The organism is Pseudomonas sp. A2 (assembly GCF_023100865.1).
Taxonomy (GTDB): domain Bacteria; phylum Pseudomonadota; class Gammaproteobacteria; order Pseudomonadales; family Pseudomonadaceae; genus Aquipseudomonas; species Aquipseudomonas asiatica.
Window position 1 is genome coordinate 1,872,493 of the sequence record NZ_CP039127.1, and the last position, 22,530, is coordinate 1,895,022.

Annotated in this window: 19 protein-coding genes; 17 read left to right on the forward strand and 2 right to left on the reverse strand. The window is 64.3% G+C overall.

What is annotated here, in order from left to right; genetic code table 11:
- Positions 1-66 precede the first annotated feature (66 nt).
- The 5 genes from E5221_RS08775 (at position 67) to E5221_RS08795 (ending at position 3,775) form a co-directional block, all read left to right on the forward strand.
- The gene (locus E5221_RS08775; protein ID WP_039615373.1) at positions 67-606 is read left to right on the forward strand and encodes a TetR/AcrR family transcriptional regulator; all 540 of its coding nucleotides are present in this window, start codon (positions 67-69) and stop codon (positions 604-606) included.
- A gap of 15 nt (positions 607-621) precedes the next feature.
- A complete protein-coding gene (locus E5221_RS08780) occupies positions 622-1,455 on the forward strand; it encodes an alpha/beta fold hydrolase (protein WP_003260276.1) in 834 nt (277 codons plus the stop codon).
- Between the two features lie 185 nt (positions 1,456-1,640).
- Positions 1,641-2,075 carry a thioesterase family protein gene (locus tag E5221_RS08785; protein WP_003260275.1) on the forward strand — a complete coding sequence of 145 codons (435 nt, stop codon included), beginning with the start codon at positions 1,641-1,643 and terminating at the stop codon, positions 2,073-2,075.
- Positions 2,076-2,126: 51 nt separating this feature from the next.
- Positions 2,127-3,098, forward strand: coding sequence for a tRNA-dihydrouridine synthase (locus E5221_RS08790; protein WP_247847137.1), 972 nt, complete (start codon positions 2,127-2,129; stop codon positions 3,096-3,098).
- Positions 3,099-3,331: 233 nt separating this feature from the next.
- Complete coding sequence (locus E5221_RS08795) at positions 3,332-3,775, forward strand: Hsp20 family protein (protein WP_061552349.1); 444 nt, start codon at positions 3,332-3,334, stop codon at positions 3,773-3,775.
- 94 nt (positions 3,776-3,869) lie between these two features.
- On the opposite strand, the gene E5221_RS08800 is transcribed toward E5221_RS08795, so the two are convergent.
- Both E5221_RS08800 and E5221_RS08805 read right to left on the reverse strand, forming a co-directional pair.
- Positions 3,870-7,166, reverse strand: coding sequence for a PAS domain S-box protein (locus tag E5221_RS08800; RefSeq protein ID WP_061552348.1), 3,297 nt, complete (start codon positions 7,164-7,166; stop codon positions 3,870-3,872).
- 62 nt (positions 7,167-7,228) lie between these two features.
- The gene (locus E5221_RS08805; RefSeq protein WP_247847138.1) at positions 7,229-8,107 is read right to left on the reverse strand and encodes a LysR family transcriptional regulator; all 879 of its coding nucleotides are present in this window, start codon (positions 8,105-8,107) and stop codon (positions 7,229-7,231) included.
- 131 nt (positions 8,108-8,238) lie between these two features.
- Between E5221_RS08805 and leuC the strand changes: the two genes are divergently transcribed.
- The 12 genes from leuC to E5221_RS08865 all read left to right on the forward strand — a co-directional run bounded on the left by leuC (position 8,239) and on the right by E5221_RS08865 (position 22,442).
- On the forward strand, positions 8,239-9,672 hold the full coding sequence (leuC, locus tag E5221_RS08810) for a 3-isopropylmalate dehydratase large subunit (protein ID WP_013971600.1): 1,434 nt from the start codon (positions 8,239-8,241) through the stop codon (positions 9,670-9,672).
- Positions 9,669-10,313, forward strand: coding sequence for a 3-isopropylmalate dehydratase small subunit (leuD, locus tag E5221_RS08815; protein WP_247847139.1), 645 nt, complete (start codon positions 9,669-9,671; stop codon positions 10,311-10,313). The genes leuC and leuD overlap by 4 nt, the downstream gene beginning before the upstream one ends.
- Positions 10,314-10,460: 147 nt before the next feature.
- Positions 10,461-11,225 (forward strand): class I SAM-dependent methyltransferase, encoded by a 765-nt coding sequence (locus E5221_RS08820; protein WP_247847140.1) that lies wholly within the window; start codon positions 10,461-10,463, stop codon positions 11,223-11,225.
- A 54-nt stretch (positions 11,226-11,279) separates the two neighbouring features.
- Positions 11,280-12,362 (forward strand): 3-isopropylmalate dehydrogenase, encoded by a 1,083-nt coding sequence (gene leuB / locus E5221_RS08825; RefSeq protein ID WP_061552346.1) that lies wholly within the window; start codon positions 11,280-11,282, stop codon positions 12,360-12,362.
- Between the two features lie 63 nt (positions 12,363-12,425).
- A complete protein-coding gene (gene asd / locus E5221_RS08830) occupies positions 12,426-13,538 on the forward strand; it encodes an aspartate-semialdehyde dehydrogenase (protein ID WP_003260268.1) in 1,113 nt (370 codons plus the stop codon).
- Positions 13,539-13,829: 291 nt separating this feature from the next.
- The gene (locus E5221_RS08835; RefSeq protein ID WP_247847141.1) at positions 13,830-14,834 is read left to right on the forward strand and encodes an aspartate-semialdehyde dehydrogenase; all 1,005 of its coding nucleotides are present in this window, start codon (positions 13,830-13,832) and stop codon (positions 14,832-14,834) included.
- A gap of 71 nt (positions 14,835-14,905) precedes the next feature.
- A complete protein-coding gene (locus tag E5221_RS08840; protein ID WP_247847143.1) occupies positions 14,906-17,632 on the forward strand; it encodes a FimV/HubP family polar landmark protein in 2,727 nt (908 codons plus the stop codon).
- 196 nt (positions 17,633-17,828) lie between these two features.
- On the forward strand, positions 17,829-18,689 hold the full coding sequence (gene truA, locus E5221_RS08845) for a tRNA pseudouridine(38-40) synthase TruA (protein ID WP_061552342.1): 861 nt from the start codon (positions 17,829-17,831) through the stop codon (positions 18,687-18,689).
- 61 nt (positions 18,690-18,750) lie between these two features.
- Positions 18,751-19,371, forward strand: coding sequence for a phosphoribosylanthranilate isomerase (locus E5221_RS08850; protein ID WP_061552341.1), 621 nt, complete (start codon positions 18,751-18,753; stop codon positions 19,369-19,371).
- Positions 19,372-19,592: 221 nt separating this feature from the next.
- Positions 19,593-20,486 carry an acetyl-CoA carboxylase, carboxyltransferase subunit beta gene (gene accD / locus E5221_RS08855; RefSeq protein ID WP_013971609.1) on the forward strand — a complete coding sequence of 298 codons (894 nt, stop codon included), beginning with the start codon at positions 19,593-19,595 and terminating at the stop codon, positions 20,484-20,486.
- Positions 20,486-21,793, forward strand: a complete 1,308-nt coding sequence (gene folC / locus E5221_RS08860; protein WP_061552340.1) for a bifunctional tetrahydrofolate synthase/dihydrofolate synthase — start codon at positions 20,486-20,488, stop codon at positions 21,791-21,793. Before accD ends, folC begins: the two co-directional genes overlap by 1 nt.
- Complete coding sequence (locus E5221_RS08865) at positions 21,777-22,442, forward strand: SPOR domain-containing protein (RefSeq protein WP_247847145.1); 666 nt, start codon at positions 21,777-21,779, stop codon at positions 22,440-22,442. The genes folC and E5221_RS08865 overlap by 17 nt, the downstream gene beginning before the upstream one ends.
- Positions 22,443-22,530: the final 88 nt, after the last annotated feature.

Consider the following 22,530-nt stretch of genomic DNA (forward strand, 5'->3'; position numbering starts at 1 on the left):
CTGCTTGCCAAAAAATATTATGCGAATAATATTTCGTTCATCATATTTTGATCGGCGAGTGGCCTGATGAGCGACAAGAAGAGCAGAACCCGCGAGCGCATTCTCGAGGCGGCGCGAAGTGCGCTGATCCAGCACGGCCCGGCCGAGCCCAGCGTCAGCCAGGTCATGGGTGCGGCAGGCCTGACCGTCGGTGGTTTCTACGCCCACTTCGACAGCAAGGACGAGTTGATGCTCGAAGCGTTCCGCCAGTTGCTGGGCGAGCGCCGCGCCTTGCTCGCGCAGATCGACCCCAGCCTCGATGGTGCCGGGCGGCGGGCGTTGGCCAGTGCTTTCTATCTGTCGCGCAAGCACCGTGATGCCGAAGTGCATGCCTGCCCGCTGCCCAATTCGCTGGGCGAGATGCAGCGCCTGCCAGAGGCCTTCCGCGAGGTTCTGGCCGAGCACATCGAGTTGATGACAGCCGCCATGGTCGACCGCCCCGAGGACGCCGACAAGGCATTGGCCGACCTGGCCCTGATGGTTGGTGGCCTGGCGCTTGCCCGTGCCCTGGGCACCAGCGAACTGTCCGATCGTATTCTGCGCGCCGCCAAATCGGCGGTGCTTTGAGCCTGGAGCATGGCGATGACTACCCTAAGCTGGATTCGTGGTGTCAATGGCACCTTGGGCCGCCTGGCCCCCGAGCATGTCGCGGGCAAGATGCGCCGTGCCTTCATGACCCCTCGCAACCTGCCGCCACGGGATTGGGAGTTGCCCGTGCTGGCCAGCGCCGAGCGCATCACTTTGCGCTTCGGCTTGTCGGCCTTGCGCTGGGGCAAGGGGCCGACCGTGCTGATGATGCACGGCTGGGAGGGGCGCCCGACCCAGTTTGCCGCGTTGATCGAAACCTTGGTCCAGGCGGGGCACACGGTGGTGTCGCTGGAGGGGCCGGGGCATGGCCGTTCGCCTGGCGAACAGGCAAATGTGGTGTTGTTTGCCCGAGCGCTGCTGGAAGCTGCCGCCGAGCTGCCGCCGCTGCGCGCGGTTATTGGCCATTCCATGGGCGGCGCCAGTGTATTGCTGGCCTTGCAGATGGGGCTGCGTACCGAGGCAGCGGTCAGCATCGCTGCCCCGGCGCGGCTATTGGGCGTACTGCGTGGCTTTGCCCATCGTCTGGGTCTGCCGGCGCGGGCGCGGGCTGCATTCATTCGCCAGGTGGAGCGGGATGTGGGCATGCAGATTGCGCGGCTGGATGTGACGGGTTACCAGTTGGAGTTGCCCGGGCTGGTGGTGCATGCCGCCGATGATGCCTTGGTCGCAGCCGATGAGGCCCGGGTTATCCACAAGGCCTGGTTCGATAGCCGTCTGATGCTGCTGGAGGCGGGTGGCCACCAGCGCGTGCTGTCCGACCCGCGCCTGAGTGAAGCGGTGCTGGAGCTGCTGGCCCGGGCTGGCGCACCAGCGCGGCAAAGTGCCTGATGATGTTGCCTGTACTGGCCTCATCGCCGGCAAGCCAGCTCCCACAGGTACAGCGCAAGCCTTTGAACCAGCGCAGACCCTGTGGGAGCCGGCTTGCCGGCGATGAGGCCGGTAAATCCTCCGCAAGGGCTGGACTTTTTTCTGCAGGGCCCTGCTAAATCCACTTTTGCTCCAAGGAAGCGAACATGAGCTGGGACCTGGCAACACCCTTCGTCATCGACCTGCGAGTCGGTAGCGAGGATATCGACGGCCTCGGCCATGCCAACAACGCGGTCTACGTTACCTGGCTGGAGCGCTGCGCCTGGCGCCATTCCCAACGCCTGGGCCTGGACCTGGCCGAATATCGCCGACTGGACCGGGCCATGGCCGTGGTGCGCCACGAAATCGACTACCTGGCCGCTGCCTACGAGGATGACGAGTTGCAACTGGCCACCTGGATCATCAACTGGGACCAGCGCCTGCGCATGACCCGGCGCTTCCAGCTCAAGCGCCCGCGCGACGGCGTGACTTTGCTGCGCGCCCAGACCACCTTTGCCTGCATCGAGCTGTCCAGCGGCAAGCCCAGGCGCATGCCGGCGGAGTTCCTCGACGGTTACGGCCCGGCGCTGATCGGCGCCTGAAACACCGGCAATTTTTGTTAGACTGCCGGCTTTTTCCACCGAGACCCCGACATGCAAATTGCCCTGGCCCCCATGGAGGGGCTGGTCGACAACATCCTGCGCGACGTGCTGACCCGCGTGGGCGGTATCGACTGGTGCGTCACCGAGTTCATTCGCGTGTGCGACCGCCTGCTGCCGCCTTCCTCGTTCGACAAGCTGGCGCCCGAGTTGCGCAATGGCGCACGGACCGCTGCAGGGGTACCAATGCGCGTGCAGTTGTTGGGGTCGGACCCTGTGTGCCTGGCGGAAAACGCCGCGCTGGCCTGCCAGTTGGGCGCGCCGGTGATAGACCTGAACTTCGGTTGCCCGGCCAAGACCGTGAACAAGTCGCGCGGTGGAGCGGTGCTGCTCAAGGAACCGGAGCTGCTGCACGCCATCGTGCGTGAAGTGCGCCGTGCCGTGCCCGCACATATCCCGGTCACCTCGAAGATGCGCCTGGGTTTCGACAGCCCCGATGGCGCGCTGGAGTGTGCCACGGCGCTGGCCGAAGGTGGTTCGGCGCACCTGGTGGTGCATGCGCGGACGAAGGTCGAGGGCTACAAGCCCCCGGCCCACTGGGAGTGGGTGGCGCGGGTGCAGGATGTGGTCAAGGTGCCAGTGTTCGCCAACGGCGAGATCTGGACCGTGGACGACTGGCGGCGCTGTCGTGAGGTCAGTGGTGCCGAAGACATCATGCTGGGCCGTGGGCTGGTTTCGCGCCCCGATCTTGGGCGGCAGATTGCCGCGGCGCGTGACGGGCGGGAGTACCAGCCGATGAGCTGGGACGACCTGCTGCCGTTGCTTCGCGAGTTCTGGCGTCAGGCCCAGGCCAAGTTGTCGCCGCGCTATGCACCGGGGCGGATGAAGCAGTGGCTGGCGATGCTGACCCGCAGTTATCCCGAAGCGGTTGTGCTGTTTGCCGAATTGCGGCGGGAGGATGACTGTGCGCGGATCAGCCGGTTGCTGGGGGTTGAGGCGGTTTCCTTGGAGGCTTGTGTTGCCTGATCCGGCCCTTTCGCGGGTAAACCCGCTCCCACAGGTTCGGCGCAGGTTTTGGAATGTGTGAGCTCCCTGTGGGAGCGGGTTTACCCGCGAAGAGGCCATCAAGCCCAACGCAGGAATCCAGATTTTTTCTGCTCCCCCTTGAAAGCATTTCCCCCGGCCATATCTCTTGAGTACGCGATGCCGAAGTCGGGTCGCGTAATGACTTACTTGCTGAATCTCAGGAGTTCATGACCATGACTACCGCTTTCTCTCTCGCTCCACTGTTCCGCCATTCCGTTGGTTTCGACCGTTTCAACGACCTGTTCGAATCCGCGGCACGTAACGAGGCCGGTAGCAGCTACCCGCCCTACAATGTGGAAAAGCATGGCGATGACCACTACCGTATCGTGGTTGCTGCAGCCGGTTTCCAGGAAGAGGACCTCGACCTGCAGGTTGAAAAAGGTGTCCTGACCGTGACCGGTAGCAAGCGCGACAATGGCCCTGCTGAAGTGACATACCTGCATCAGGGTATCGCGCAGCGCGCCTTCAAGCTGTCGTTCCGCCTGGCCGACCATATCGAAGTCAAGGCCGCCGGCCTGGCCAATGGCCTGCTCAGCATCGACCTGCTGCGCATCGTGCCTGAAGAGGCCAAGGCCAAGCGCATTCCGATCAATGGCGACAAGCCAGCACTGAACTGATCGTGTAGATGTGAAAAAGGGCACCCCCAGGGGTGCCCTTTTTATTGTGATCGCCTGAAGGCCGGCTCCCACAGGAATCGCATCTGCATCGGTTTCAGTAATCCGCCGGCGCCTCCAGCAACATCTGCCGGAACTCCGGCAACGGCAGCGGCCGGCTGTGCAAGTACCCCTGGTACAGGTGGCACCCCAGCCGTTCAAGGAACTCCAGCTGTTCGGTCAGCTCCACCCCTTCGGCAATCACCGTCAGATCCAGGCTGCGAGCCATGGCGACGATGGCGCGGACGATTTCGGCGTCGTTGGGGTCTTCCGGCGCATCGCGCACGAAGGTCTGGTCGATCTTCAGCGCATCCACTGGCAGGCGTTTCAGGTAGGTCAGCGAGGAATAACCGGTGCCGAAGTCATCCATGGCAAAGCTCACCCCGTAGCGCTTCAGCTCGCGCATCTTGCTGATGGTGTCCTCCAGGTTCTGGATGACGATGCCTTCGGTAATTTCCAGCGTCAGCATTTGCCGTGGCAGGCGGTAATCGTCCAGGCTGCGCAGCACCCGCCCGACAAAGTCGTTCTGGCGGAACTGCCGTGGGCTGATGTTCACGCACAAGCTGAAATCATCGGCGTCGATCAGCCCGTCGCCGAGCATGCGTGCGCAGGCATCGCAAGCTTCGTCGAGTATCCAGCTGCCAACCTCCAGGATCAGGCCGCTTTCTTCCAGCACCTGAATGAATTGCGCCGGTGGCTGCTGACCCAGTTGCGGATGATGCCAGCGCAGCAGCACCTCGGCACCGACGATGCGGTTGTCGCGCGCATCCACCTGTGGCTGGAAGTGCAGCGCCAACTCGCCGCGGGCCAGGGCCAGGCGCAGGTCGTTTTCCATGCGCAGGCGCTCGCTGGCAGCCTTCTGCATGGTGGTATGGAACAGCTGGGTGGTGTTGCGCCCGGAATCCTTGGCACGGTACAGGGCGATATCGGCACGCTTGAGCAGGTCGGCCGGGGTGGCGCCGTGGTCAGGGATCAGCGCCACGCCGATGCTGGGTGTTACCTGCAGACGCTGGCCATCCAGCGACATCGGCTCGGCCAGCAGTTCGCGCAGGGTATCGGCCAGCCCGCGGACTTTCTCTTCGACCAGCTCGCGGCTGCCTTCCAGGCCGCTGAGCAATACCACGAACTCGTCGCCACCCAGGCGCGCCACGGTGTCTTCCAGGCGCACACTGGCTTCCAGCCGCGCTGTGATGATCTTCAGCACCGTGTCGCCCACCGGGTGGCCCAGCGAGTCGTTGATGTGCTTGAAGTGGTCGAGGTCGAGGAACAGCAGGGCGCCGCGCAGGTTGTGGCGCCTGAGCAGGGCGATCTGCTGGCTCAGGCGGTCCATCAGCAGGGCGCGGTTGGGCAGGTTGGTCAGCGGGTCGTGGTAGGCCAGGTGGCGAATCTGTGCCTGGGCGTTTTTCAGCTGGCTGACATCGCGGGCGGTTACCAGCAGGCAGTCCACCTCATTGAGGGTGATCGGCTCCACCGACACCTCCACGGTAAGGATGTCACCGCGCTTGTTACGCCCTAGCATCTCGCGATGATGCACCCGGCCACGCTCGCGCAACTCGGCCAGCAGGGCGCTGCGCTGCTTGTCGTCGGCCCAGATGCCGATCTCGTACACCGTGCGGCCGACCACGTCGGCGGCGTTGTAGCCGGTCAGGCGGCAGAAACCGTCGTTGATTTCCAGGTAGCGACCGCTGTAGCGTTCGGTGATGGTGATGGCGTCAGGGCTGGAGTGGAAGGCCTTGGCAAACTTCTCCTCGCTGGACTTCAGCGCCGCCTCGGCGCGCTGCTGCTGGGTGATGTCGCGCAGGGTGGTAACACTGCAAGGCTGGTCATCGACGGTGATCAGGCGGCTGGAAATCACGCAGGTCAGCGGTGCCCCATTGCGGTGGTTGACCACTACGGCGACGTTGCTCAGGGCCTGTTCGCGGATTACCCGCTCGATGCGTTGCGCGCGCTCGATGGACTCCGCCCACAGGCCGATTTCCTCGGCGGTGCGGCCGATCACCTGCTCGGTGCTCCAGCCGAAGGTCTGGGTGAACGCCGGATTGATCTCGATGAACTGCCCGGTGTCCTGGCGGGTGACACAGATTGGGTCGGGGCTTACCTGGAACAGGCTGGCGAACTTCTCTTCCGAAGCGCTCAGGCGCTGTTCGCGCTCCACCTGGTCGGTGATGTCGAGCAAAGTGCCAGCCATGCGCAGCGGGTTGCCCTGCTCGTCGCGGTACAGCCGGGCGCGGCTTTCGATGTAGCGCGAGATGCCGTTTTCCAGCTGTACCCGGTAGGTGATCTGGTAGTTGCCTGCAGGTCCTTCGCGCAGGCTGCGGTAGGCCTGGCGCATCGAATTGCGCTCTTGCTCCGGGACCCCTTCGAAAAACGCGTCGAACGATTCGTGAAACGGGATGGGCGGCAGGCCGTGCAGCTGCGCGGCGCGCGCCGAACCGTACAGCATGCCGCTGGGAATATGCCAGTCCCAGGTGCCCAGCTGTGCCGAATCCAGGGCCAGGTCCAGGCGCTCCTGGCTGTCCTTCAAGGCCTGCTCGGCACGTTTGCGCTCGGTGGTGTCGATAAAGGTGCTGAGCAGGAAGGTCCCGCCCTCCAGTTCGATGCCCTGGGTACAGAGGATGCCGTCATGTACCTTGCCGCTGGTAGCGCGGAACTGGACTTCCATTATCAAAGGGCCAGTGTTGCCACGGGTCGACTCCAGCAACTGGTGGCGCTGTTCGGGGTTTGCCCACAGGCCAAGCTCCAGGCTGGTCTTGCCGATCACCTGGCTACCGGGCCAGCCGAACATGTCTTCGAAGTGCTGGTTGACCTCGAAGATCATGCCGTCGTGGCGTCGGGTGAGCAAAATGGCATTGGGGCTGAGGTGGAACAGGGTGGCGAAGCGTTTTTCCGAATTGATCAACGCCGTTTCCCGCTCGCGCTGGCGGGTGATTTCACGGATCACCCCGATCATCTGCGGCCGGCCGTTCGGGTCGTGGGTCAGGCTGCCGTTGATCTCCAGCCAGTGCAGGCTGCCGTCCGGCCAGCGGATGCGGTGGCGCATGGCCTGCTCCACCGGTTCGCCGTTGAACACTGCCTGGAACACCTGGCGTGTGCGCGCACGGTCTTCCTCCGGCAGCAGGTCGAGGTAGTCGATATCTGCGGGGAGCGGGCGCTGCGGGTCGAAGCCGAACAGAGCCTGGGTGCCCCGTGACCAGCTCACCCGGCCGCTGTCGATATCCCATAGCCAGGCTCCCAGCCGTGCGCCGTTGAGTGCGGCCAGCAACTGTGGGGCGTTCTGCCAGGCCTGTTCCGACTCCTGAGGGTCGGCCGCTGGTATGCGCGGCAGGCGCAAAAAGCGATTCGCTGATTTGGGCATCGGTACCAGACCTTTGGCGTATGACGCGTCCTTGGAGGTGGCAATACCGGGCTGACGACCGGTCAGGCGGGCCCCGCGTGGCTGTCGAGCAGGGCCATGAATGCCCTGGCCGCGTTCGAAAGCGTACGCTCCGTGTGCAAAATGTAGCCTAGCTGGCGAGACAGCTGTATGCCCGGCAAGGCGATGGGTGCAACCTGTTCGTCGAGCATGGTGCGCGGCAGCACGCTCCAGGCCAGGCCGATGGACACCATCATCTTGATGGTTTCCAGATAGTTGGTGCTCATGGCGATGTTCGGCGTCAGGCCCTGGCTTTCGAACAGGCGCTGAACAATGTGGTGGGTAAAAGTGTTGCCGCCCGGGAACACGGCCGGGTGGCGGGCGACGTCGGTCAGGCTGACCGTGTTGTTGTTGGCCAGCGGGTGCTCGGGAGCGGCGACGAAGTCCAGGGCGTCGTCCCATACCGGCACGGCCTTGACCAGGTGGTGCGGCTCGGGTGCCAAGGTGATAACGGCAATCTCCGCGCGGCCATGGAGGATTTCGTCGTAGGCCGCTTCCGAATCCATGAACTGAATATCCAGCGCCACTGCAGGGTATTCCCGGGTGAAGGCCCGCAGCAGCGGGGGTAGGCGGTGCAAGCCGATATGGTGGCTGGTGGCAAGGGTCAGCCGACCACTCACTTCCCCGGTCAAATTGGTCAGCGCGCGCCGGGTATCATCGAGGACGTTGAGGATCTGGTAGGCGCGGGGAAGCAGGGCGCGGCCCGCCTCGGTCAGGGTCACCTCGCGGCCCAGCCGGTCGAACAGGCGCACATCCAGTTGCTGTTCCAGTCCGGCGATGCGTTTGCTGACGGCCGGTTGAGTCAGGAACAGGCGGTCGGCCGCCCCGGAAAAACTACCGGTTTCGGCAATCGCGATGAAGGCGCTAAGGTTGGCCAGATCCATGGGGTCGCATTCCTGTTGGTTATCCAAAGCATAAAAATTATGAATTTGAGTTATTCAATCTAACCCCCTAGCATCGACCGCACAAGCCAAGGGGTCTTTGGCATAGAAAGACGCTGATGAGGAACAGTCTGATGGCTGGCAAAACGCTCTACGACAAACTCTGGGAAGCCCATGAGGTCAAGCGCCGTGATGACGGCTCGTCCTTGATCTACATCGACCGTCACATCATCCACGAAGTGACGTCGCCCCAGGCCTTCGAAGGCCTGCGCCTGGCCAACCGCAAACCTTGGCGCATCGACGCCAACATCGCCACGCCTGACCACAACGTGCCGACCACGCCAGAGCGCAAGGGCGGTATCGAGGCCATCGTCGACCAGGTGTCGCGCCTGCAGGTGCAGACCCTTGACGAGAACTGTGACGAATACGGCATCGTCGAATTCAAGATGAATGACGAGCGTCAAGGCATCGTCCACGTCATCAGCCCGGAGCAGGGTGCCACCTTGCCTGGCATGACTGTGGTCTGCGGTGACTCGCACACCTCCACCCACGGCGCCTTCGGTGCCCTGGCCCACGGCATCGGCACCTCCGAAGTGGAGCACGTGCTTGCAACCCAGTGCCTGGTCGCCAAGAAAATGAAGAACATGCTGGTGCGCGTGGAAGGCCAGTTGCCTGCCGGCGTGACCGCCAAGGACATCGTCCTGGCCGTGATCGGCAAGATCGGTACCGCCGGTGGTAACGGCCACGCCATGGAATTTGCTGGCAGCGCCATCCGCGAATTGTCGATGGAAGGCCGCATGACCATCTGCAACATGTCCATCGAAGCCGGTGCCCGCGTAGGCCTGGTGGCGGTGGACGACACCACTGTTGCCTATGTCGAAGGCCGCCCGTACGCGCCGAAGGGCGAGCAGTGGAAGCAGGCGGTCGAAGCCTGGAAAGGCCTGGTCTCCGACGCTGACGCGGTGTTCGACACCGTGGTCGAGCTCGACGCTGCGCAAATCAAGCCGCAGGTCAGCTGGGGCACTTCGCCGGAGATGGTCCTCGCTGTCGACCAGCGCGTGCCGGACCCGGCTGCCGAGCCTGACCTGATCAAACGTGGTTCGATCGAGCGTGCCCTCAAGTACATGGGCCTCGCCGCCAACCAGGCGATCACCGATATCAAGCTCGACCGCGTCTTCATCGGTTCGTGCACCAACTCGCGTATCGAAGACCTGCGCGCTGCCGCCGAAATCGCCAAGGGCCGCAAGGTCGCTGCCAACGTCAAGCAGGCGCTGGTGGTGCCGGGCTCGGGCCTGGTCAAGGCCCAGGCCGAGCGCGAAGGCCTGGACAAGATCTTCCTCGAGGCCGGTTTCGAATGGCGTGAGCCAGGCTGCTCGATGTGCCTGGCGATGAACCCGGACCGCCTGGAGAGCGGCGAGCACTGCGCGTCTACCTCCAACCGCAACTTCGAAGGCCGTCAGGGGGCCGGTGGCCGCACCCACCTGGTCAGCCCGGCCATGGCCGCCGCCGCCGCGGTGACCGGCCACTTCATCGATGTCCGCGAGTTGATCCAAGGGAGCGCAGCATGAAAGCTTTTACCCAGCACACTGGCCTCGTCGCGCCGTTGGACCGTGCCAACGTCGACACCGACCAGATCATCCCCAAGCAGTTCCTTAAGTCGATCAAGCGCACCGGCTTCGGCCCCAACCTGTTCGACGAGTGGCGTTACCTGGACGTGGGCCAGCCTTACCAGGACAACAGCAAGCGCCCGCTGAACAAGGAGTTCGTGCTCAACCACGAACGCTACCAGGGTGCCAGCGTGTTGCTGGCGCGGGAGAACTTCGGTTGCGGCTCCAGCCGTGAGCACGCCCCATGGGCGCTGGACGAGTACGGCTTCCGCAGCGTGATCGCGCCAAGCTTTGCCGACATCTTCTTCAACAACAGCTTCAAGAACGGCTTGCTGCCGATCATCCTCAGCGACGAGGAAGTTGACGAGCTGTTCAAGCAGGTCGAAGCCATCCCGGGCTATCAGCTGACCATCGACCTGCAGGCGCAGGCGGTGACCCGTCCGGATGGCAAGGTGCTGCACTTCGAGATCGATGCGTTTCGCAAGCACTGCCTGCTCAACGGCCTGGACGACATCGGCCTGACCCTGCAGGACAGCGATGCGATCAAGGCCTTCGAAGGCAAGCACCGCGCCGGGCAGCCTTGGCTGTTCCGGGATACCTGAATGATTTAGTTGGGTTTGCTGGCCTCATCGCCGGCAAGCCAGCTCCCACAGGAACTCCACAGGTCTGAAGGCTGTAGGTTCTCTGTGGGAGCTGGCTTGCCGGCGATAGGGCCAGTAGAGACAACCCGAAACCAGAAGGATCGAGACATGACCAGCACCCAGCACACCGATGTGGTCCAACGCCAGTTCGGCGAACAGGCCAGCGCCTACCTCAGCAGCGCCGTGCACGCCCAGGGCAGTGAATTCGCCCTGCTGCAGGCCGCGCTGGCGGGGCAGGGCCATGCCCGCGTGCTGGACCTGGGCTGCGGCGCCGGTCATGTCAGTTTCCATGTCGCCCCTCTGGTTGCCGAAGTGGTCGCCTACGACCTCTCGCAAGCCATGCTCGACGTGGTCGCCAGTGCTGCCGCCGAGCGCGGCCTGGCCAATATCACCACCGAACGCGGTGCCGCCGAACGCCTGCCGTTTGCCGACGCCTCGTTCGACTTCGTCTTCAGCCGCTACTCGGCCCACCACTGGAGCGACCTGGGCCTGGCCCTGCGCGAAGTGCGCCGAGTGCTCAAGCCGGGTGGCGTGGCGGCGTTCATCGACGTCATGTCGCCGGGCAGCCCGCTGCTCGACACCTACCTGCAAACGGTCGAAGTACTGCGCGACACCAGCCACGTGCGCGATTATTCCGCTGCCGAATGGCAACGCCAGGTCAGCGAGGCTGGCCTGCATGTGCGCAGCCACGCTCGCCAGCCGCTGCGCCTGGAGTTTTCCAGCTGGGTCGAGCGCATGCGCACCCCCGAGCCAATGCGCTTGGCAATTCGCCAATTGCAGCAAGCCATGGGTGAAGAAGTACGGCAGTATTACCAGATCGAGGCCGATGGTTCGTTCAGCACCGATGTGCTGGTGTTGTGGGCCGAGCGTTAAGAACTTTTCGGTGGGGCCCGCTTGGCCGCACCGCGTGATTGGATAGAGGAAAGCATGAGCAAGCAGATTCTGATTCTCCCAGGTGACGGTATCGGCCCGGAAATCATGGCCGAGGCGGTCAAGGTGCTGGAGGTGGCCAACGACAAGTTCCAGCTCGGCTTCAGCCTGGAGCACGATGTGATCGGTGGCGCCGCCATCGACAAGCACGGCGTGCCGCTGGCCGACGAGACCCTGGAGCGTGCGCGCAAGGCCGATGCCGTGCTGCTGGGCGCCGTGGGCGGGCCGAAGTGGGACAAGATCGAGCGTGACATTCGCCCCGAGCGCGGCCTGCTGAAAATCCGTTCGCAACTGGGCCTGTTCGCCAACCTGCGCCCGGCCATCCTCTACCCGCAACTGGCCGATGCCTCGTCGCTCAAGCCAGAGATCGTTTCCGGCCTGGACATCCTCATTGTCCGTGAGCTGACCGGCGGTATCTACTTCGGTGCCCCGCGTGGCCAGCGCGAACTGGAAGGCGGCGAGCGCCAGGCCTACGACACCCTGCCGTACAGCGAAAGCGAAGTGCGCCGCATTGCCCGTGTCGGTTTCGACATGGCCCGCGTGCGCGGCAAGAAGCTGTGCTCGGTGGACAAGGCCAACGTCCTGGCTTCCAGCCAGCTGTGGCGTGAAGTGGTCGAGGACGTGGCCAAGGACTACCCGGATGTGGAGCTGAGCCACATGTACGTCGACAACGCCGCCATGCAGCTTGTGCGTGCGCCCAAGCAGTTCGATGTGATGGTGACCGACAACATGTTCGGTGACATTCTGTCGGATGAAGCTTCCATGCTGACCGGTTCCATCGGCATGCTGCCTTCGGCGTCGCTGGATGCCGACAACAAGGGCATGTACGAGCCGTGCCACGGCTCGGCACCGGACATCGCAGGCCTGGGCATCGCCAACCCGCTGGCGACCATCCTGTCGGTGTCGATGATGCTGCGTTACAGCTTCAATCAGTCGGCTGCCGCCGAGGCGATCGAGAAGGCCGTGAGCCTGGTCCTGGACCAGGGGCTGCGCACCGGCGACATCTTCTCGGAAGGCTGCCGCAAAGTTGGTACGCAGGAAATGGGCGACGCAGTAGTCGCAGCGCTGCGGAATCTGTAATCTCTCTGGCCCGCCACCCAAAATTCCCGGTGGCGGCCCACTTTTAGCAAAGGTGTAGTTGCGATGAAACGTGTAGGTCTGATCGGTTGGCGCGGTATGGTCGGTTCCGTGCTCATGCAGCGGATGCTGGAGGAGCAGGATTTCGACCTCATCGAGCCGGTGTTCTTCACCACCTCCAATGTTGGCGGCCAGGGCCCGAACGTGGGCAAGGATACAGCTCCGCTCAAGGATGCTTATTCGATCGAAGAACTCAAGACCCTCGACGTTATCCTGACCTGCCAGGGCGGCGACTACACCAACGAGGTCTTCCCCAAGCTGCGTGAAGCCGGCTGGCAGGGTTACTGGATCGACGCCGCCTCGTCCCTGCGCATGCAGGATGACGCGGTGATCATCCTCGACCCGGTCAACCGCAAGGTCATCGACCAGCAGCTGGACGCGGGTACCAAGAACTACATCGGCGGCAATTGCACCGTCAGCCTGATGCTGATGGGCCTGGGTGGCCTGTTCGAAGCCGGCCTGGTCGAGTGGATGAGCGCCATGACCTACCAGGCGGCCTCGGGTGCCGGTGCGCAGAACATGCGCGAGCTGATCAAGCAGATGGGTGCTACCCATGCTGCCGTCGCCGATGACCTGGCCAACCCGGCCAGCGCCATCCTCGACATCGACCGCAAGGTTGCCGAGACCATGCGCAGCGAAGCGTTCCCGACCGAGAACTTCGGCGTGCCACTGGCTGGCAGCCTGATCCCGTGGATCGACAAGGAACTGCCGAACGGCCAGAGCCGTGAAGAGTGGAAGGCCCAGGCCGAGACCAACAAGATCCTCGGCCGCTTCAAGAGCCCGATCCCGGTCGACGGCATCTGCGTGCGCATCGGCGCCATGCGTTGCCACAGCCAGGCGCTGACCATCAAGCTGAACAAGGACGTGCCGCTGGCCGATATCGAAGGCATGATCAGCCAGCACAACCCTTGGGTGAAGCTGGTACCTAACCAGCGTGAAATCAGCATGCAGGAGCTGAGCCCGACCAAGGTTACCGGCACCCTGAACATCCCGGTTGGCCGCCTGCGCAAGCTGAACATGGGCTCCCAGTACCTGGGTGCGTTCACCGTAGGTGACCAGCTGCTGTGGGGCGCGGCCGAGCCGCTGCGCCGCATGCTGCGGATTCTGCTGGAGCGTTGATCGCTCCGGTCTGACCGAAAACCCGCGCTGGCGACAGCGCGGGTTTTTTTAGGTCTGAAAAAGCATTTTGGCTGCAAGGTGCTCGCCACGGCATTTTCAGCGCCTGTGAGATCGAGCGCCGCGCGGGCGGCGCTCGATCTCGCAGGCGCCAAATATCTCGCGACAAGCCCATAGCCGCCATCACGCATCAAATGCGGGACCCGTCATGCCCACCATAGGGCCAACAAAGACAAACGCCTACAATCCAAGTAAAGTGCCGCCCCCGCCGTTTTCTGCAAAAGGATCCCTTCCATGACACACCCTTTGGACATCGCCGTCGTCGGCGCCACCGGCAGCGTCGGTGAAGCCCTGGTGCAGATCCTCGAAGAGCTGGATTTCCCGGTCGCCACCCTGCACCTGCTGGCCAGCATGGAATCGGCGGGCAGTAGCGTGATGTTCGCCGGCAAGAAGCTGAAGGTACGTGAGGTGGACAGCTTCGACTTTGCCCAGGCCAAGCTGGCCTTTTTCGCCGCAGGCGCCGCAGTCAGCCGAAGCTTTGCCAGCAAGGCGCTGCAGGCAGGCTGCACGGTCATCGACCTGTCCGCAGGTCTGGACGACGCCCTGGCTCTGGTGCCCGAAGCCAACGCCGAACGCCTGATTGACCTGGCATTGCCCGCGCGCATCGTCAGCCCGTGCTCGGCCGCGGTTGCCCTGGCCGTTGCTCTGGCACCGCTCAAGCGCCTGCTGGATATCGAACGGGTGCAGGTGATGGCCGCGCTGGCGGTGTCCGCACAAGGTCGGGAAGCTGTCAACGAACTCGCCCGGCAAACTGCCGAGCTGCTCAATGCCCGGCCCCTGGAACCGCGCTTCTTCGATCGCCAGGTGGCGTTCAACATGTTGGCGCAGGTCGGTGCCGCCGATGAGCAAGGCCACACCGCCCTGGAGCGCCGCCTGGTCGGCGAGCTGCGTGTGCTGCTGGGCCTGCCTGAACTGAAGATTTCCGTGAGCTGCGTTCAAGTCCCGGTGTTTTTCGGCGATAGCTTCACTGTGGCGGTACAGAGCCGTCGCCCGGTCGATCTGGAGGCGGTCAACCAGGCCCTCGATGCGGCTGACAGCGTCGAACTGGTGGAGCGCGACGATTATCCGACTCCGGTAGGCGACGCAGTAGGCCAGGACGTGGTCTATGTTGGTCGTGTACGGCATGGTGTTGATGAAGACCAGCAGCTCAACCTCTGGCTGACCACCGACAACGTGCGCAAAGGCGCCGCGCTCAATGCTGTGCAAGTGGCGCAATTGTTGATTAAACACATGCCGTAAAAGATACTGGCGAGCACTATTGTCCTGCTCTGCATGCAGGTTTCAGGACGCTTCATACAAGGGAAGAGGTCATGCTTCGAATTCGCAAACTGGTTCTGGCCATGGCTGCAGCATCGGCGCTGTCGTCGGGCATGGCGAATGCCCTGGGTCTGGGGGAACTGACCCTCAAATCGGCACAGAACCAGCCCCTGGACGCCGAGATCGAACTGCTCGACGTGCGCGACCTCACCGCTGCCGAAGTGGCACCGAGCCTGGCGCCGCCGGAAGATTTCAGCAAGGCCGGGGTGGCATTCCCAACCTACCTCGAAGACCTAACCTTCACACCGGTGATCAACCCCAACGGCAAGAGCGTGCTGCGTGTTACCTCCAGCCAGCCGCTACCGGAGCCGGTGGTAAAGTTCCTGGTCCAGGTGATGTGGCCGCAGGGCCGCCTGCTGCGTGACTACAGCGTGTTGCTCGACCAGGCCAAGGCCCAGGGCGACAAGCCTGCGGCAGGCAATGTCGCGCCAGCGGTGACCGCTGCCGGCAGCTATACCACCCAGCGCCGGGACACCCTGTGGCAGATTGCCGCGCGCAATACCCAGGGCGGCTCGATCCAGCAGACCATGATCGCGATTCAGGCCCTGAATCCGGACGCGTTCATCGGCAACAACATCAACCAGCTGAAGGTTGGCCAGGTGTTGCGCCTGCCCGACCAGCAGCAGATCCAGAACATCCCGCAGGGCGAGGCGACCGCCGAGGTGGCCGAGCAGTATGCTGCCTGGCGTGAAGGCCGTCGCCTGGGCCCGCGTGCCCGCCAGCTGGACGCCACCCGCCGCGGTGCTGCCGAGGCAGCTCCGGCGCGTATCGCCCAGGGCGACAACCTGCGCCTGGTCAGCCCGGGCAACCAGGCCGGTACCGACCAGGCCAAGGCCCTCAATGACAAGCTGGCGGTGGCCCAGGAAAGCCTGGACACCAGTCGTCGCGACAACGAAGAGCTCAAGAGCCGCATGGCCGACCTGCAGAGCCAGCTGGACAAGCTGCAGCGTCTGATCGAGTTGAAGAACAACCAGCTGGCCCGCCTTGAAGCGCAGGGGGCGGCTGCACCGGCCGAACCGGTCGTTAAGCCTGCGCCTGACGCCGTCGATACCTCACCCAAACCGGTGTCTGCCGCCGAAGCTGCACCTGCCGCCGGCCAGCCAGGTAGCGTCGTCGACGAAATCATGGGCAACCCGCTGCTGCTCGGGCTGATTGCCGGTAGTGCCTTCCTCGTACTGTTGCTTCTGCTGCTGTTGCTGGCGCGCAAGCGCAAGGCCCAGCAGGAGGCTGAAAAACACCTGCGCATGGCGCGGGCGCTGGAAGAAGAGCAGGGCGCAGGCTTTGACAGCGATAGCGCAAGCTTCGATGGCGTAGAAGTCTCGGCGCCGAGCGTGACCCTGTCGCCGGCCGTGGTCGCCGCTTCGGCTGCCGCCGCCACCGCCGCGGAAAAAACGGCGGCGCCCGCCTTCGAAGCGCAACCTGAACCGCAAGCCGACCCGCATGCCGCGCTGCTGGCGGAAGTCGAGCAATGCGTGGCCGAAGGCCGCCTGAACCGCGCTACCGACCTGTTGGAACCTGCCGTGGCCGCCGCGCCGCAGCGTGACGACCTGCGCCTGAAACTGATGGATGTGTACGCCCGCCAGGGTGACCAGAGCGCGTTCGTCGAGCAGGAGCGCAAGTTGCCGGCCAGTGAGCAGAACAGTGCAGCGGTTGCCGGGCTGAAAGAGCGCTACCCGGCCATGCTCGGCCTGGCCGCTGTCGGCCTGGGCGCGGCGGCCCTGGCTGCCGAGATGGATGAGCAGTACGTGCAGGAGCTGTTGCAGGATCAGCCTGATACGCAAGTGGTTGCCGATGTGGCGCCGGAGGAAGTGCCGGCGGTCGAGCCAGAGGTGGCGATTGAACCAGAGGCCGTTGCCCTGGCGGAACCTGAAGCAACGCTCGAACCCGAAGTTGATCTGGATGCTGAGCTGGATGCCTTCGATGAAGTGCCGACCCTCGATGCGCCGGGCCTGGACGAGCAGGACCTGGACAGTGCCTTCGACCTGAGCCTGGGTGACGACCTGCCCGAGCAAGACCCGCTGGCAGCGCCGCTGCTGGACGAATCTGTGGCCCAGCAACCTGTAGTCGAAGAGCCGGTACTGGATGAACCCGTGCTGGAATCGGCTCAGCCCGAAGACGAGCCGTTTGCGGTGGACGCCGAGCTACAGGCCGACGCTGACGCCGAATTCGAGGCCATGCTGGCACAGGCCGAGCCACAGCCCGCTGTGGACCTGTCCGACTTCGACCTCGACATCAGCGAGCCGGTTGCCCCGGCCGCCCCGGCTGCGGTCGACGAAACCCCGGTGGATGTCGCTGCCGAGCTGGCTGCCTTCGACAGCGAGCCAGCGTTCGACCCGCTTTCCGAGTTCGATCTGCCATCCGACTTCGATCTTTCGCTGTCGCTGGAAGACGATTCACCGGCAGCCAAGAGCTTTGCCTCGGAGTTGGACGACGTCAACGCCGAACTGGACAAGCTGTCGCAGAGCCTCGAATCGCCGTCGTTGGAGCCGCATTTCACCAGCGAGGATGCGGCTGCTCAGCCCGAGCCCGAGCCACTGGACGACCTGGACTTCGACTTCTTCTCCGGTAGCGACGAAGTGGCCACCAAGCTTGACCTGGCCCGCGCCTATATCGACATGGGCGACAACCAGGGCGCACGCGACATCCTCGATGAAGTGGTCAAGGATGGCGACGACAGCCAGCGTCAGGAGGCCGAGGACATGCTCTCCCGGTTGGTCTGATGTAAGCAGGGCCGGCCTCTTCGCGGGCTTGCCCGCTCCCACAGGATCTCCACACATTTTCGACCTTGTGAGTAACCTGTGGGAGCGGGCGAGCCCGCGAAGAGGCCCTCAAATGCGGTGCATATTCAACGGCAGCCCTACACGGCTGCCGTTGTCGTTATAATCCCCGCCATTCCGTACACCCCCCACAGGTTTCATGCTCTTGGACATCATCGACACCGCCGCCGCCGAGTCTGCGGCCGAAGGCTACTTCCGCATCGCCCTGGGCGTGGAATACAAAGGCGCGCGCTATCGTGGCTGGCAGCGCCAGGCCAGTGGCGTGCCCAGTGTCCAGCAGGCCCTGGAGCAGGCCCTGTCCAAGGTGGCCAACGAGCCCATCTCGGTAATCTGCGCCGGGCGCACCGACGCCGGTGTGCATGGCTGCGGGCAGATCGTGCACTTCGACACCCGCGCCGTGCGCGATGAGCGCGCCTGGACCATGGGCACCAACTTCAACCTGCCCCATGACATCAGCGTGGTCTGGTCGCGGCCGATGCCGGCCGACTTCCATGCCCGCTTCAAGGCCTGCGCCCGGCGTTACCGCTACGTCATCTACAACGACCCGATCCGCCCGGCCCACCTGGCCGAGGAAGTCACCTGGAACCACCGCCCGCTGGATGTCGAACGCATGGCCGAAGCCGCGCAGTACCTGCTTGGTACCCATGACTTCAGTGCCTTCCGCGCCAGCCAGTGCCAGGCCAAGTCGCCGATCAAGCACATCTACCATCTGCGCGTCACCCGCCATGGCCAGATGATCGTGCTGGACGTGCGCGCCACGGCTTTCCTGCACCACATGGTGCGTAACATTGCCGGTGTACTGATGACCATCGGTGCCGGAGAGCGCCCGGTCACCTGGGCGCGTGAGGTGCTGGAAGGGCGCAACCGCCGCGAAGGTGGGGTCACGGCGCACCCATACGGCCTCTACCTGGTGCAGGTGGAGTACCCCGAGGAGTACGCGCTGCCCAAGCGTTACATCGGTCCACACTTTTTGACCGGTTACGAAGCATTGGCAGACTGACGGGCGAAAAGTCATTTGCTAACATCCGGCCTTTCACCGTAACAAGCAGGGTTCGCTGTCCATGAGCAATGTTCGCAGCAAGATCTGCGGGATTACCCGCATCGAAGACGCACTGGCCGCTGCCGAAGCGGGGGCCGATGCCATCGGCTTCGTCTTCTATGCCAAGAGCCCGCGCGCCGTGGACGTGCGCCAGGCGCGGGCGATCATTGCCGAGCTGCCGCCGTTCGTGACCACGGTCGGTTTGTTCGTCAATGCTTCGCGCTGCGAGCTGAACGAGATCCTCGAAGCGGTTCCGCTGGACCTGCTACAGTTCCACGGCGACGAAACCCCACAGGACTGCGAAGGCTACCACCGCCCCTGGATCAAGGCCCTGCGCGTACGCCCGGGCGACGACCTGGAGGCGGCCTGCCGGTTTTACGCTGGTGCCCGCGGCATTCTGCTGGACACCTACGTGCCGGGCGTACCCGGAGGCACCGGTGAAGCGTTCGACTGGTCGCTGGTGCCTGCGCGCCTGAGCAAACCGATCATCCTGGCGGGCGGGCTGTCTGCCGACAATGTCGGCCAGGCCATCGCCCAGGTGCGGCCATACGCGGTGGATGTCAGTGGCGGCGTGGAGCAAGCCAAGGGCATCAAGGACGCGGCGAAGATCGAGGCCTTCATGCGTGCGGTGAAACAGGCGTGATGGCAGATGTGACGGCTGGCTGCGCGCCATCGTCCATAGCTTTCGCAGCCCTGCGGGGCAGCCGCCTGTGCCTGTGGCGGCAACACAACACATTAGCGGTGGGGTGGCGCGCTGGTAGTCCCGGCGGCCGGTCCATCATCGTTTCATAAAGATTTTGAGCTCAAGGGCAGGGTAGGGCCGGCGACACCGGACCACGCCTGCCAATACTGGAGAAAGAAAGCATGAGCAACTGGTTAGTCGACAAACTGATCCCTTCGATCATGCGTTCCGAGGTGAAGAAGAGCTCGGTGCCTGAAGGCCTGTGGCACAAATGCCCGGCCTGCGAGGCCGTGCTGTATCGTCCGGAGCTGGAAAAGACCCTGGATGTCTGCCCCAAGTGCAACCACCACATGCGCATCGGCGCACGTGCGCGCATCGACATCTTCCTCGACGCCGATGGCCGTGCCGAACTGGGCGCCGACCTGGAGCCGGTCGACCGCCTGAAGTTCCGTGATGGCAAGAAGTACAAGGACCGCCTGGCTGGCGCGCAGAAGCAAACCGGCGAGAAGGACGCCCTGATCTCCATGAGCGGCACCCTGATGGGCATGCCGATCGTGGTCAGCGCCTTCGAGTTCTCGTTCATGGGCGGCTCCATGGGTGCCATCGTCGGCGAGCGCTTCGTGCGCGCGGCCAACTATGCCCTGGAGCACCGCTGCCCGATGGTCTGCTTCTCCGCCTCGGGCGGTGCACGCATGCAGGAAGCGCTGATCTCGCTGATGCAGATGGCCAAGACCTCGGCCGTGCTGGCGCGCCTGCGCGAAGAAGGCATCCCGTTCATCTCGGTACTGACCGACCCTGTGTACGGTGGTGTCTCCGCCAGCCTGGCCATGCTCGGTGACGTGATCGTCGGCGAGCCGAAGGCACTGATCGGCTTCGCCGGCCCGCGCGTGATCGAGCAGACCGTGCGCGAGAAGCTGCCGGAAGGCTTCCAGCGCAGTGAGTTCCTGCTGGAGCACGGCGCCATCGACCTGATCATCTCTCGTGGCGAGCTGCGCCCGCGTCTGGCCCGCCTGCTGGCGCAGATGACCGGCCAGGAAACCCCGGAGCAAGCGCGTGAGGCGGCTGCCGTCGCGTGATGAAACAACGATCCCTGGGCGAATGGCTCGCCTACCTCGAGCAGTTGCACCCCTCGGCCATCGACATGGGTCTGGAGCGGTCGCAGAAGGTGCTTGCCCGGCTGGCGCTGGGCAAGCTGGCGCCACGTGTGGTAACGGTGACCGGCACCAACGGCAAGGGCTCGACCTGTGCCTTCGTGGCCTCGCTGCTGCGTGCCCAGGGGTTGAAGGTTGGCGTGTACAGCTCGCCGCACCTGTTGCGTTACAACGAGCGGGTGCTGATCGATGGCCAAGAGGCCAGCGATGAGCGCCTGTGCGAAGCCTTCGCCGCCGTCGAGGCGGCGCGGGGCGAAATTTCCCTGACCTACTTCGAGATGGGCACTCTGGCCGCGTTCTGGTTGTTCTACCAGTCGCAGCTGGATGCCGTGGTACTGGAAGTGGGGCTTGGTGGCCGCCTGGACACCGTGAACGTGGTGGATGCCGACCTGGCCCTGGTGACCAGCATCGGCGTCGATCATGTCGATTACCTGGGTGATACCCGCGAGCTGGTGGCCTTCGAGAAGGCAGGCATCTTCCGTCAGGGCAAGCCGGCACTGTGCGGTGACCTGGATCCGCCTCAGCCGCTGCTGGACAAGGCCGCCGAACTGGCTGCGCCGCTGTTCCTGCGTGGTCGTGACTTCGACCTGGCCATTGCCGATGGCAGCTGGAGCTGGCGGGGTACTGCGGCTGATGGAGCGCCGGTAGAGCTGCTTGGCCTGCCTTTGCTCGACCTGCCCATGGAAAACGCCACGCTGGCCCTGCAGGCCTACCTGCTGATGGGGCTGCCCTGGGACGCCGGGCAGATTCGCCAGGCGCTGCTGGATACCCGCATCACGGGTCGCCTCGACCGTCGCCAGCTGAGCTGGCAGGGCAAGCCGGTGGAACTGTTGCTGGATGTCGGGCACAACCCGCACGCCGCGGAGTACCTGGCCCGGCGCCTGGCGGCCCGGCCGCTGAAGGGGCGCCGCCTGGCGGTGTTCGGCCTGCTCGCCGACAAGGACTTGGACGGTGTTGTCGCGCCGCTGCAGGGGCTGGTCGACGACTGGGCAGTGGCGCCACTGGATACCCCGCGCAGCCGCCCGGCTGCGGAGCTGGCCATGGCCTTGACGAACGTCGGCGCCGCGGTGAAGTCTTATGCCAGCGTCGATGCTGCCCTTGAAGGGCAATGCGCGCAGGCAACGGCGGATGACCAGATCTTGCTGTTCGGTTCGTTTTTCTGTGTTGCCCAGGCACTGGAATGGCTGGAGCGGCACGCCCAGGAGGGTGGAGTAGATGGCAGTGCTGGATAAAGGGATGAAACAGCGCATGGTGGGTGCGTTGGTGCTGGTGGCGCTGGCGGTGATTTTCCTGCCGATGCTGTTCACCCGCGAGGACGAGATGCGTCAGGTGCGCGTCGATGCCCCGCAGGCGCCGGCCATGCCAAGCCTGCCGGAAGTGAAGGTGGAGCCGGTCGCAGTGCCGGAGCCGCAGGCCATTGCGCAAGAGCCGCAACAGCCACCGGTGGTGGTGGACGAGTCCACCGCGCCGGCGAGCACGCCCAGCCAGCCGATTACACCGTCACCGCAGACCCAGCCTCAAGTGCAGGTGCAGCCCCAGCCTCAGCCTGCCAAGCCGCAGGCGCCTGTGGCCAAGGTCGAGCCTCAGCCGGCAGCCAAGCCGGCCGTGCCGACGGCGCCATCGAAGATCGACGTCAATGGCCTGCCGGTCAGCTGGTCGATCCAGTTGGCCAGCCTGTCCAACCGTGCCGGGGCCGAAAAGCTGCAGCAAACCTTGCGTAGCCAGGGTTACAACGCCTATATCCGCTCGGCGGGTGGCATGAACCGGGTGTACGTGGGGCCGCTGATCGAGCGGGCCGAGGCCGAGCGCGTGCGCGACGCCATCAACCGCCAGAGCAGCCTCAAGGGCTTCGTGGTGCGTTTCCAGCCTGAGCGCAGCTGAGTCTGGCTGACTCGGGCCCTTGTAGGAGCGGCCTTGTGTCGCGATCTGGCCGCATGGCGGCCCTAGCGATTTTGGCTGTTGTGCGGCC